This window comes from Streptomyces sp. NPDC006655, assembly GCF_040703965.1.
Classification (GTDB): Bacteria; Actinomycetota; Actinomycetes; order Streptomycetales; family Streptomycetaceae; genus Streptomyces.
Genome location: NZ_JBEYJU010000002.1, coordinates 124,243 through 135,537 on the forward strand (window position 1 = coordinate 124,243; position 11,295 = coordinate 135,537).

The window sequence follows — 11,295 nt, forward strand, 5'->3', positions numbered from 1 at the left end:
GGGGACGGCGAGGGGCGCTTCAGTGCGCGGAGCCCGACAACTGGAGCCCGATCACGCCCGCGATCACCAGGCTGATCGAGACGATCTTCAGAACGGAGACCAGGTCGCCCAGGAAGACCATGCCGTAGATGGCGGTGCCCGCCGCGCCGATGCCCGTCCAGACCGCGTACGCCGGGCCTACGTCCAGCTTCTTCAGGGAGAGGGTCAGCAGGCCGAAGCTGCCGAGGGCGAAGGACGCGAAGGCGATCGTCGGCCACAGCCGGGTGAAACCGTGGGAGAGCTTGAGGCACACGGCGAAGCCGGTCTCCAGCATTCCGGCGACGATCACCAGCAGCCACGCCATGTGCTGTCCTCCCGTACGTCCGGCTCGGTGCGATTATGCACTTACCGAACTCGGGTCAGGACAAACACCCCGGTGGTCAGTCGCCCTCCGTGCGCTCCCGCGTGGCCAGCAGCCGGCGCAGCGAGTAGAGGCGGGCGGGGTCCGCGTGGCCCTCTGCCACCCACTCGTCCAGCGCGCAGTCCGGCTCGTCGTGACTGCACGCGCGCGGGCAGTTCACCGTGCCGGGCTCCAGGTCGGGGAACGCGTGGATCACCCGGGACGGGTCGACGTGCGCAAGACCGAAGGACCGGACGCCCGGGGTGTCGACGACCCAGCCCCCGTCGTCGGCCAGGGGCAGCGCGAGCGCGGACGTCGTGGTGTGGCGGCCGCGGCCCGTCACCGCGTTCACATGTCCTGTCGTACGGCGGCGGTCCACCGGGACCAGTGCGTTGACCAGGGTCGTCTTGCCGACGCCCGAGTGTCCGACGAACGCCGTGATCTTGCCGTCGAGGTGTTCCTGGACGCGCTGTGCCGCGTCCCCCGTCTCCAGCTCCCCCCGGCTCGTGACCACGTACGGGATCTCCAGGTCGCCGTACAGCTCCAGGAGCTTGTCCGGCGGGGCCAGGTCCGACTTGGTCATGACCAGCAGGGGGGTGAGACCGCCGTCGTAGGCAGCGACCAGGCAGCGGTCGATGAGCCGGGGGCGGGGCTCCGGGTCGGCCAGGGCGGTGACGATCGCCAGCTGGTCGGCGTTGGCGACGACCACCCGCTCGAACGGGTCGTCGTCGTCGGCGGTACGGCGCAGCACGGAGGAGCGGTCCTCGATGCGCACGATCCGGGCCAGCGTGTCCTTCCTGCCGGACAGGTCGCCGACCAGGGCCACCCGGTCGCCGACCACCGCCGCCTTGCGACCCAGCTCGCGGGCCTTCATCGCCAGGATCGTACGGTCCTCGACCAGGCAGGTCAGCCGGCCCCGGTCGACGGTGAGGACCATGCCCTCGGCCGCGTCCTCGTGCTTGGGACGGATGTTGGTCCGCGGCCGGTTGCCCTTGCGGTTGGGACGGGAGCGGATGTCGTCCTCGTCGGTGTGCTTGCCGTAGCGGCGCATGGTCGTACGCCCCTACGCCCCACCGCTCCCGAGCATCCCGGCCCACAGGTCGGGGAAGTCCGGCAGGGTCTTCGCGGTCGTCGCGACGTTCTCGATCTCCACGCCGTCCACGGCCAGGCCGATGATCGCACCGGCGGTGGCCATGCGGTGGTCCTCGTAGGTGTGGAAGGTCCCGCCGTGCAGCGGGCGCGGACGGATGTGCAGACCGTCGGCGGTCTCGGTGACGTCGCCGCCCAGCTCGTTGATCTCCTTGGTGAGCGCCGCCAGCCGGTCCGTCTCGTGCATCCGGAGGTGGGCGACCCCGCGCAGCGTGGACGGGGAGTCCGCGAGGGCGGCGACCGCCGCGATGCCGGGGGTGAGCTCGCCGACGTCGCCCAGGTCGACGTCGATGCCGTGGATCCGGCCCGATCCGGTGAACTCCAGCCCGTAATCGGTCAGTTCGCAGGAACCACCCATCTCGGTGAAGATCTCCCGCAGTCGGTCACCCGGCTGGGTCGTCCGGGACGGCCAGTCCGGGATCAGCACCCTGCCGCCCGTCACCAGGGCGGCGGCCAGGAACGGCTGGGCGTTGGAGAGGTCCGGCTCGACGGTCAGGTCACGGCCGAGCAGGGCGCCCGGCGTGACCCGCCAGACGTTCGGCTCGCCACCCGACTCCGGGGTGTCCACCTGGGCGCCGACCGCGCGCAGCATGTCGACGGTCATCCGGATGTGGGGGAGGGAGGGCAGGCTCGCGCCGGTGTGGCGGACCTCCACGCCCTGGTTGAAACGCGGTGCCGAGAGCAGCAGGGCCGACACGAACTGGGAGGAGGACGACGCGTCCACCGACACCGGACCACCGTCCAGGGCGCCGCTGCCGTGCACGGTCAGCGGGAGCGCGCCACGGCCGTCGTCGTCGATCCGGGCGCCGAGGACGCGCAGGGCGTCGATCACGCCGTGCAGGGGACGCTCGTAGGAACGCGGGTCGCCGTCGAAGCGGATGTCGCCGGTGGCGAGGGTGGCGACGGGCGGCAGGAAGCGCATCACCGTGCCCGCGTTGCCGACGTCGACGGTGGCGGGGCCGCGCAGCCCCGCGGGGATCACGCGCCAGGCCTCACCGGAGCCGTCCGGGCCCACGCCCTCCTCGATGCCGACGCCCATCGCGCGCAGCGCGCCGGCCATCAGCAACGTGTCGCGGGACCGGAGCGGGCGGCGCAGCCAGCCGGGTTCGGAGGCCAGGGCGGCGAGGACGAGGGCGCGGTTGGTGACCGACTTGGACCCCGGCACGTGAACCGTCGCGTCGACGGCTCCGCGCGCGTGGGGAGCGGGCCAGAGGGCGGTTGGTGCGGTGGGGTTTGCGGCCATGGGGTCACTTTAGTGTGCCGCCGCCCGTGGAGCCCTCGGGTGCGGTGCCGTGGGGGCTTGTCATATGTGCAGCAGCCACCTGCCGCCGCCGATCAGTGAGCACAGCGACACCGTGTGGAACAGGAACAGCCAGACGGCCGCCGGGAGATGGGTGAGGCGGGACAGCTGGTCCGCGTCCGAGTCGCCCGCCCCGCCCCGGGAGCGCTTCGACTGGAGTTCGAACGCCGGACGGACGCCCCCGAGGAGCAGGAACCACACCACCGCGTACGCGAACGCCGCCTGCACCTGGGGGCCCGCCAGCCAGGACACCAGCAGGAAGGTGCCGCCCGTCAGGAACACCGTGAGGACGCCGTAGGCGTTGCGGATCATCACCAGCATGACGAGGAGCAGGGCCGTGGCGGCCCACAGGAGGAGCGTGATGCGGCCGGCGCCCAGCAGGGCCGCCCCGCCCAGCCCCAGGAGCGGGGGCGCGGTGTAGCCCGCGGCCGCCGTGAGGATCATGCCGATGCCGTGCGGCTTGCCCCGGCTGAGCGTGAGGCCGCTGGTGTCGGAGTGCAGCCTGATGCCGGTGAGCTGGCGCCCGGTGAGCAGGGCGACCAGGCCGTGACCGCCCTCGTGGGCGATGGTGACGGCGTTGCGGGATATCCGCCACAGGGTGTGCGGGACGACCACCGCGAGCGCGGCGACCAGGGTCGCGAGGACCACCCAGAGGTCGGGGTCGGTCTGGGTCCCCGTCAGACGGTCCCAGAGGTCGGGCAGCGCGAGGGCGGCGGAGCTCTCCATGGTCTGGTGGTTACTCCCTACGGGCAGGTGAAGTCTGGCAGTGTTGCACGTATGTGCGGACGGTATGCATCCAGTCGTGGGCCCGAGGATCTCGCGGGAATCTTTGAAGCGGAGAAGTGGGAGCCCGAGGAGACCCTGGAGCCCGACTACAACGTGGCGCCGACCAAGGAGGTCTACGCCGTCCTCGACCGTCCGTTGAAAGACGCCGACGACCGCCGCCCGGTTCGGCAGCTGCGCAGGCTCAAGTGGGGGCTCGTGCCGTCCTGGGCCAAGTCCCCCGAGGGCGCCGCCCGGATGATCAACGCGCGGGCCGAGACCGTGCACGAGAAGCCGTCGTACCGCCGCGCCTTCGCCGCCCGCCGCTGCATCGTGCCCGCCGACGGCTACTACGAGTGGGTCACCGCCAGGGAGGAGCGCGATCTGGAGGTCGAGGGGAAGAAGAAGCGGCCGCGCAAGCAGCCGTACTTCGTGCTCCCGGCCGACGGGTCCGTGTTCGCCATGGCGGGGCTGTACGAGTTCTGGCGCGACCGGACGTTGCCCGACGACCATCCGCTGGCCTGGTGGGCGACGTGCTCGGTGATCACGACGGAGGCGGAGACCGCGCCGCTCGCGGTGGCCCCGGCGGAAGGCCCCCGGACGCTCGCGGACATCCATCCCCGGATGCCGCTGATGCTGACCCCGGACCGGTGGGACGCCTGGCTCGACCCGGCGCGCACCGACGTCGACGACCTGCGGTCGCTGCTGGCCCCGCCGCCGGAGGGCCTGATGCGCGCCTACCCGGTCGCCACGGCCGTCAGCAACGTCCGCAACAACGGGCCGGAACTGCTGAAGGAGCTGGCGGGCCCCGAAGAGGGCACCCTCTTCTAGTCTTCTGCCGTGACCACATCGAAGATCGTCGCTACGGAGGCGGGGGACGCCCGCGTCACCTGGTACGAGGCGGAGCGGGCGCGGCTCGTGCTCGCCGTCGGCCACGGGGCCGGCGGTGGCATCGAGGCCCGGGACCTGCGGGCGATCGCCGCCGCGCTTCCGGCGCACGGCGTGACGGTGGCGCTGGTCGAGCAGCCCTGGCGGGTCGCCGGCCGGAAGGTCGCGCCCGCGCCGAAGACGCTCGACACGGGCTGGCGGGGCGTGTGGCCCGCGCTCGCGGCGCCCGGGCTGCCGGTGGTCTCCGGCGGCCGCAGCGCGGGCGCCCGGGTCGCCTGTCGTACGGCCACGGAGCTGGGCGCGGCCGGAGTCCTCGCCCTCAGCTTCCCGCTGCACCCGCCGGGCCGGCCGGAGAAGTCACGCGCCGCGGAACTGCTGGGCGCCGGGGTGCCCACGCTCGTCGTCCAGGGCGGGAACGACCCGTTCGGCAAGCCGGCCGAGTTCCCCGAGGGGAACTACGAGCTGGTCGAGGTGCCGGGCGCCGATCACGGGTTCGCGGTGCCCAAAAGGGCGGACATCGGGCAGGACGGGGCAGTGACCATCATCACGGACGCGATCGCCGCATGGATCCCGGCCCTCGGGTGACGGCGGGGAATGTTGCGTGACGGACCGCTGTTGTGGCGGACAGAAGTGCTGGGGCACCAGCGCCGACGCCGAAGGAGAGGAAGTCCGCCGCATGGGTTCGACCATCTGCCCGCGCCGTGAGCGCAGCGCTGACCTGGACTGGACGGTGCTGCATGCGGCCAAGACCGCTCCTATTCGAGCGGCGGCAGGCACGGGTCGTGTTCTATCCTCCGAGTCGAGTGGGATCGGTTTTGGTCCCGCCCGGGAACTTGAGGAGGTGGGTCCGGTCACCGGTACCGACGCAGGGACCGACAACGGCCAGGCGGAGCTGCCCGAGGGCCGGGGCGTAAGCGCGGAGTCGACCGCGGAGCGCACCGCGCGCTTCGAACGGGACGCGCTCGAATTCCTCGACCAGATGTACTCCGCCGCGCTGCGCATGACGCGCAACCCGGCCGACGCCGAGGACCTGGTGCAGGAGACCTACGCCAAGGCGTACGCGTCCTTCCACCAGTTCCGTGAGGGCACCAACCTCAAGGCGTGGCTGTACCGCATTCTCACCAACACGTTCATCAACTCGTACCGCAAGAAGCAGCGCGAACCCCAGCGCTCCGCGGCCGAGGAGATCGAGGACTGGCAGCTCGCCCGTGCCGAGTCGCACATGTCGACGGGCTTGCGCTCCGCGGAGTCGCAGGCGCTCGACCACCTGCCCGACTCGGACGTGAAGGAAGCGCTGCAGGCGATCCCCGAGGAATTCCGCATCGCCGTCTATCTCGCCGACGTCGAGGGCTTTGCGTACAAGGAGATCGCCGACATCATGGGGACACCCATCGGTACGGTGATGTCCCGGCTGCACCGGGGCCGCCGTCAACTGCGCGGCATGCTGGAGGACTACGCGCGTGAGCGCGGGCTCGTCCCGGCGGGCGCCGGAGAGTCGAACGAAGCGAAAGGCTCGGGCTCATGAGCTGCGGAGAGCCGCACGAGACGGACTGCAGTGAGGTACTCGATCATCTCTACGAGTTCCTCGACAGTGAGATGCCGGACGTCGATCGCGTCAAGTTCAAGCAGCACTTCGACGAGTGCTCGCCCTGCCTGGAGAAGTACGGGCTCGAGCAGGCCGTGAAGAAGCTGGTCAAGCGGTGCTGCGGACATGACGACGTGCCGAGCGACCTGCGGGCCAAGGTGCTGGGGCGGCTGGACCTGATCCGTTCGGGCCAGACCGTCCCGGAGAGCGACGTGGCCGTCGCCCCCGCCACCCCTCAGGACAGCTGAGCGTTCGCTACGGGTGGTCTGTCACCCGAATGTGCTAATCCTCCGGTCATGACCTCCCGTACCCTCCGGCCGTCGCCCTAGGCTCCGGAGCCTGGGCAGGCACGGTCGGGGGAGGGACGTGATGGGTACACCCTGCTGGGCTGTCGTCCTGCTGGCCGCGCTGTACGCGGCCTGCGAACGCGTCGTACGACAGCGGCTCGGCGGGACCTTCTACCCCGTGCTGCTCGCCGGAGCCTTCCTGCTGCCACCACCGGCCGCCGCCCTCGTGCCGCTGCCCGGGGCGCTGCTCTGCCCGGCCGCGCACCGGCCGCAGGCGCTGCGCCGGATCTGGCGGGCCGCCGAACTGGCGCTCGCCGTGTGGGCCGCCGGACTGGTGCACCGGGTGCTGGGCGGCGGGGACGCCGTGATGGGCTGCGACTTCCCGTACGCGCTGCTGCCGTGCGCCGCTGCGGTCCTGGCGTTCTGCGGGGTGCTCGCGCTCCTCGACGGCGGGATCCGCGTGCTCATGGAGCGGGTTCCCGCCCGCCGGGCCTGGCGCGGCCTGTTCTCCCGCTCCCTCGCGCCGATCGGTGTGCACGGGCTCGCCGGGCTGATGATGGCCGTGCTGTGGCGCAGCCCGTTCGGCCCGGTCGCCGCGCTGCTGGTGCTGCTGCCGATGGGCGTCTCCTGGTGGGTGTTCGCCCAGTACGACCGGGAGCGGGCCGCCCATCAGGCCACCATCCGCGCGCTCGTCCAGGCCGTCGACATCAAGGACGGGTACACCCGCGGGCACGGCGAGCGGGTCGGCCAGGCCTCCGCGATGATCGCCCGTGAACTGGGCATGCCGGAGGAGCGGGTGGAGGTGCTGCGCTTCGCCGGGATCCTGCACGACGTCGGCAAGCTCGGCGTCCCCACACGGCTGCTGCGCAAGGCCGGACCGCTGACGCCTCAGGAGCGGCGGATCATCGAGCTCCACCCCGAGTACGGCCACGAGATGGTGCGCGGGATCTCCTTCCTGGGCGAGGCCCGCGCGGCGATCCTGCACCACCACGAGCGCATCGACGGCACCGGCTACCCCTACGGGCTGGCGGGCGGGCAGATCCCCGAGTGCGCGCGAGTGGTGGCGGTGGCCGACGCGTTCGACGCGATGACCTCCACCCGGTCCTACAGCCGGGCCCGGCCGGTGCCGGCCGCGGTGTCGGAGTTACAGCGGTGCGCAGGCCGCCACTTCGACGCACGCGTGGTCGACGCCCTGACCCGGGCGCTGGCCAGGGACGGCTGGCACCCCACGGTGACCGCCGGTCCCCTCCCGCCCGAGATCTCCCTCCCCACCCCACCGAGCGACGACCGCCAGGAAGCCGGGCGGCCCACCCCATGAACCCCACCGACCCGCTCGACCGCGCCGCCGTCGCGCCGCCGCGTGACGCGCGGGCCGGGCCGTGCGATCGGACCGTCGGCCGCGACTCCGCCGGCCGCGACTCCGTCGGCCGCGAGTCCGTCGGCCGCGAGTCCGTCGGCCGCGAGTCCGTCGGCCGCGACTTCGCCGGCCGCGACTCCGGGGGTTCGGCGCGCGGGGGCTCGGGCGGGTGGGGTGGGCAGGCCGCGGGGCGGGGACGCGTCGGGCGGTCGAGGCGGTGCGTCCGTCTGGCGGGGCTCCGGTCCGCCGCCGTGCTGTGGTCCTTCCGGTCGGCCGCGCTGGTGCTCGGGCTCGGCTGTGTCGCCGGCACGCTGTGGGAGGGGCTCGACGACCGCGTGGCCGCCCTCGCCTTCGGCCTGCTCGTCGCCCTCGGGGAGGCGGCCCACCGGTCCGGCGCCGACGTACGGGAGGCCGCGCCCCTCGGGGCGGCCGGCGCGCTCGCCTACGCGCTGCTCGGCGCCCACGACGGCGTCCTCCAGGCCGTCGCCGTCGTGGGTGCGGCCGCGCTGCTCGGCAACGTGCCCCACATCGCCAGTGGCCGTCGCCCCACACCCGACCACCTCACCCGGCGCGTCCTCACCGTCGGTTTCGCCGCCGTCTGCTGCCAACCTCTCGACACCAGGGGCGCGTTGGAGCAGTGGGGCGGACCGGTGTACGCCCTGCTGCTGGTCGCGCTGCTCGTGCTCACCGCCCTGTGCGACGCCGTGCTCGCCGCCGCGCAGGCGCACTCCTGCACGGGGTGGCCGTTCTCCCCGCTGCTGCGGGACGAACTGCGCGGCCTGCTCGGCATCGGGTCCGCCGTCTGCGCCACCGGCGCGGTGATGGCGCTCGCCGTGGCGGTCGTGGGGCTGTGGGCGCTGCCCGTCTTCTGCCTGCCCCTGCTGCTCACCCAGCTGTCCCTGCGCCGCTACGAGGCCGTCCGGGCCACCTACCGGCAGACCATCGCCTCCCTCGCCCGCGCCACCGAGATCGCGGGGTACACCCCGGCCGGGCACGCCCGCCGGGTCGCCGCGCTCAGCCAGGCCGTCGGCCGGGACCTGGGGCTGTCCCGGGCGGAGCTCACCGTGCTGGAGTACGCGGCGCTGATGCACGACATCGGCCAGCTGAGTCTCGTCGACCCGGTCCCGGCCGGGGCCACCGCCGTGCTGCCGGCGGCGGAGCAGCGGCGGATCGCCCTGCTCGGCGGGGCGGTCGTCCGGCAGACCGGGGTGGCCGCGGCCGTCGCCGTGGTCGTGGAGCGGCAGGCCGACCCCTACCGGGAGCAGCCGCTCGCGGCGCGGATCGTGCGCGTCGTCAACGCGTACGAGGAGAAGTCCCGGGATTCCGGGCCCGGCGGGCAGTTGACCGCGCTGGAGGAGTTACGCCTGGCCACCGCGGGGGACTACGCTCCCGAGGTCGTGGAAGCCCTGGCCCGCGTGCTCGCCAGAGACTGTCTGACCCTGCGCGGGGCTGGGTAACCCATGGGTAATGAGCGGCTCTCCCGTCGTACGTGGTTGGATGCGAGGGAGAGGGTGATGTCCGGGGGCACAAGCCAGCCCACTGTGCGGAACTGGAACTGGCAGGCGGGAATCGTGAGGATCTTCGGCAAGGGACGGCACCGGCCCTCCGCCTCCTGGCGGCAGGCCACCGACCGCGCGTTCACGCTGATCGGCGACGGCCGGTACGAGGACGCGGGCGAGCTGCTGACACGCGCCGCCGACCTGGAACCCTGGCTGTCCGAGTCCTGGTTCAACCTCGCCCTGCTGCACAAGTTCCGGCACGACTGGGAACAGGCACGGGCGGCCGGCCTGCGGGCGGTGGCGCTGCTGGACCGCGAGACCGGGGCGCCGGACTGGTGGAACGTGGGCATCGCGGCGACCGCGTTGCAGGACTGGCCGCTGGCGCGGCGGGCCTGGCAGGCGTACGGGCTGCGGGTGCCGGGAGGCGCCACCGCGTCCGGTGAGCCGGCCGGGATGGAGCTGGGCAGCGCCGCGGTACGGCTGTCCCCGGAGGGGGAGGCCGAAGTGGTGTGGGGGCGGCGACTGGACCCCGCCCGGATCGAGGTGCAGTCCATTCCGCTGCCCTCGTCCGGGCGGCGCTGGGGCGAGGTCGTCCTGCACGACGGGGTGCCGCACGGGGAACGGACCACGGCGACGGGGCACGCGTACCCCGTGTTCGACGAGATCGAGCTGTGGGCGCCGTCACCGGTGCCGACGTGGGTGGTGCTGCTGGAGGCGGCGACGGAGGCGGACCGGGACGCGCTGGAGCAGCTGGCGGGGGACGCCGGGTTCGCGGCGGAGGACTGGTCCTCTTCCGTGCGGCTGCTGTGCCGGATGTGCTCCGAGTCGCGGATGCCGTCGGACGAGGGCGACGGGGTGCATCTCGATCCCCACGACCACAGTGAGCCGGGGCATCCCGGGCCGCTGGGGCACCGGACGGACGGGCAGTTGTGGGTGCCGGAGCGGGAGTGCGGGGTGGCCGCGCCGGCCGCGCTGGTGAGGGGGCTGCTGGACGGGTGGGTCGCGGACAGCCCTGATTCACGGGACTGGCGGGATCTGGAAGAGGTCTGTTGAGGGTCGTGCGGCCCCGCGCCCCTGACGGGTGCGCCCACGTACCCTGTATCAGCAACATCTTCCCCCGTTCTACCTAGGAAGGCTTACGTCGGTCATGGCGCAGCAGGACACCGATCAGCAGCACGCGGGCGTGCTTCCGGTGGACGACGACGGGTTCGTCGTCGACACCGAGGGGACCGAGGAGCGCGAGAACGCCTGGCGTGCGCGGGGGACCTCGCGGCCCATCACCGTCGTCGGGAACCCGGTGCTGCACAAGGAGTGCAAGGACGTCACCGAGTTCGGCGAGGAGCTGGACCAGCTGGTCGCCGACATGTTCGCGAGCCAGCGGACCGCCGAGGGCGTGGGTCTCGCCGCCAACCAGATCGGCGTCGACCTGAAGGTCTTCGTCTACGACTGCCAGGACGACGAGGGCGCCCGGCACGTCGGCGTGGTGTGCAACCCGAAGCTCGTCGACCTCCCGGCCGAGAAGCGGCGGCTCGACGACAGCAACGAGGGCTGCCTGTCGGTGCCCACCGCGTACGCGCCGCTCGCCCGGCCCGACTACGCCGAGGTCACCGGGCAGGACGAGAAGGGCAACCCGATCAAGGTGCGCGGCACCGGCTACTTCGCACGGTGTTTGCAGCACGAGACCGACCACCTGTACGGATACCTGTACATCGACCGGCTCTCCAAGCGGGAGCGCAAGGACGCGCTGCGGCAGATGGCCGAGAACGAGCCACGCTACCCCGTGGTCGCCAACGACTGAGACCGCACGTGCGGTGGTGACGCCTGGTCGGGACCGTTCCGACCAGGCGTTCGTCATGTCCGGTCGGACTCGCTCGGCCATCCTTCGGGGTTTCGATCCTTTGTGCGTGCCTAGCGAACCCTATTCAGTCACACAAGGGGAGATTCTCGGCACTGGGGGGTAGTGAGTGAAGCAAATCCGTTCCCAGAGCGGTCAGTTGTGGTGCTGAATGGAAGTGCGGGGATACGCAACGGCGCACGCCTGGCACAGCGGGAGGGGCGTGCGCTCCTGGCTCGGCCGAGAGGGGTTTGT

Annotated in this window: 12 protein-coding genes; 8 read left to right on the forward strand and 4 right to left on the reverse strand. The window is 72.4% G+C overall.

Translation table 11 applies throughout. The features are described from left to right. Positions 1-19: 19 nt before the first annotated feature. The 4 genes from AB0958_RS01700 to AB0958_RS01715 form a co-directional block, all read right to left on the reverse strand. Positions 20-343 carry a multidrug efflux SMR transporter gene (locus AB0958_RS01700; protein WP_366888278.1) on the reverse strand — a complete coding sequence of 108 codons (324 nt, stop codon included), beginning with the start codon at positions 341-343 and terminating at the stop codon, positions 20-22. A gap of 76 nt (positions 344-419) precedes the next feature. Next, entirely contained in the window at positions 420-1,430 is a 1,011-nt protein-coding gene (rsgA, locus tag AB0958_RS01705; RefSeq protein WP_366888279.1) for a ribosome small subunit-dependent GTPase A, read from the reverse strand. Between the two features lie 12 nt (positions 1,431-1,442). Beyond that, positions 1,443-2,771, reverse strand: coding sequence for a 3-phosphoshikimate 1-carboxyvinyltransferase (gene aroA, locus AB0958_RS01710; RefSeq protein ID WP_366888280.1), 1,329 nt, complete (start codon positions 2,769-2,771; stop codon positions 1,443-1,445). A 60-nt stretch (positions 2,772-2,831) separates the two neighbouring features. After that, positions 2,832-3,554: a M50 family metallopeptidase gene (locus AB0958_RS01715; protein WP_366888281.1), complete on the reverse strand. Its 723-nt coding sequence runs from the start codon at positions 3,552-3,554 to the stop codon at positions 2,832-2,834. Positions 3,555-3,605: 51 nt separating this feature from the next. On the opposite strand from AB0958_RS01715, the gene AB0958_RS01720 reads away from it, so the two are divergent. From AB0958_RS01720 to def, 8 genes are all read left to right on the forward strand, one after another. Beyond that, positions 3,606-4,421: an SOS response-associated peptidase gene (locus tag AB0958_RS01720; RefSeq protein ID WP_366888282.1), complete on the forward strand. Its 816-nt coding sequence runs from the start codon at positions 3,606-3,608 to the stop codon at positions 4,419-4,421. A 9-nt stretch (positions 4,422-4,430) separates the two neighbouring features. After that, positions 4,431-5,063, forward strand: coding sequence for an alpha/beta family hydrolase (locus tag AB0958_RS01725; protein ID WP_366888283.1), 633 nt, complete (start codon positions 4,431-4,433; stop codon positions 5,061-5,063). 256 nt (positions 5,064-5,319) lie between these two features. Continuing rightward, positions 5,320-6,003 carry an RNA polymerase sigma factor SigR gene (gene sigR / locus AB0958_RS01730; protein ID WP_366888358.1) on the forward strand — a complete coding sequence of 228 codons (684 nt, stop codon included), beginning with the start codon at positions 5,320-5,322 and terminating at the stop codon, positions 6,001-6,003. Then, the gene (rsrA, locus tag AB0958_RS01735) at positions 6,000-6,311 is read left to right on the forward strand and encodes a mycothiol system anti-sigma-R factor (protein WP_366888284.1); all 312 of its coding nucleotides are present in this window, start codon (positions 6,000-6,002) and stop codon (positions 6,309-6,311) included. The genes sigR and rsrA overlap by 4 nt, the downstream gene beginning before the upstream one ends. A 121-nt stretch (positions 6,312-6,432) precedes the next feature. Next, positions 6,433-7,668: an HD-GYP domain-containing protein gene (locus AB0958_RS01740; protein WP_366888285.1), complete on the forward strand. Its 1,236-nt coding sequence runs from the start codon at positions 6,433-6,435 to the stop codon at positions 7,666-7,668. Then, the gene (locus AB0958_RS01745) at positions 7,665-9,164 is read left to right on the forward strand and encodes an HD domain-containing protein (protein ID WP_366888286.1); all 1,500 of its coding nucleotides are present in this window, start codon (positions 7,665-7,667) and stop codon (positions 9,162-9,164) included. Before AB0958_RS01740 ends, AB0958_RS01745 begins: the two co-directional genes overlap by 4 nt. 114 nt (positions 9,165-9,278) lie before the next feature. Next, complete coding sequence (locus AB0958_RS01750) at positions 9,279-10,259, forward strand: hypothetical protein (protein WP_366888359.1); 981 nt, start codon at positions 9,279-9,281, stop codon at positions 10,257-10,259. Between the two features lie 94 nt (positions 10,260-10,353). After that, on the forward strand, positions 10,354-11,004 hold the full coding sequence (def, locus tag AB0958_RS01755; RefSeq protein WP_366888287.1) for a peptide deformylase: 651 nt from the start codon (positions 10,354-10,356) through the stop codon (positions 11,002-11,004). Positions 11,005-11,295: the final 291 nt, after the last annotated feature.

Coding starts and splice junctions, on each gene's coding strand:
- aroA (WP_366888280.1), bottom strand. CDS start 2,771: ATGGCCGCAAACCCCACCGCACCAACCGCCCTCTGGCCCGCTCCCCAC.
- AB0958_RS01700 (WP_366888278.1), bottom strand. CDS start 343: ATGGCGTGGCTGCTGGTGATCGTCGCCGGAATGCTGGAGACCGGCTTC.
- rsrA (WP_366888284.1), top strand. CDS start 6,000: ATGAGCTGCGGAGAGCCGCACGAGACGGACTGCAGTGAGGTACTCGAT.
- AB0958_RS01720 (WP_366888282.1), top strand. CDS start 3,606: ATGTGCGGACGGTATGCATCCAGTCGTGGGCCCGAGGATCTCGCGGGA.
- AB0958_RS01740 (WP_366888285.1), top strand. CDS start 6,433: ATGGGTACACCCTGCTGGGCTGTCGTCCTGCTGGCCGCGCTGTACGCG.
- rsgA (WP_366888279.1), bottom strand. CDS start 1,430: ATGCGCCGCTACGGCAAGCACACCGACGAGGACGACATCCGCTCCCGT.
- AB0958_RS01745 (WP_366888286.1), top strand. CDS start 7,665: ATGAACCCCACCGACCCGCTCGACCGCGCCGCCGTCGCGCCGCCGCGT.
- def (WP_366888287.1), top strand. CDS start 10,354: ATGGCGCAGCAGGACACCGATCAGCAGCACGCGGGCGTGCTTCCGGTG.
- AB0958_RS01715 (WP_366888281.1), bottom strand. CDS start 3,554: ATGGAGAGCTCCGCCGCCCTCGCGCTGCCCGACCTCTGGGACCGTCTG.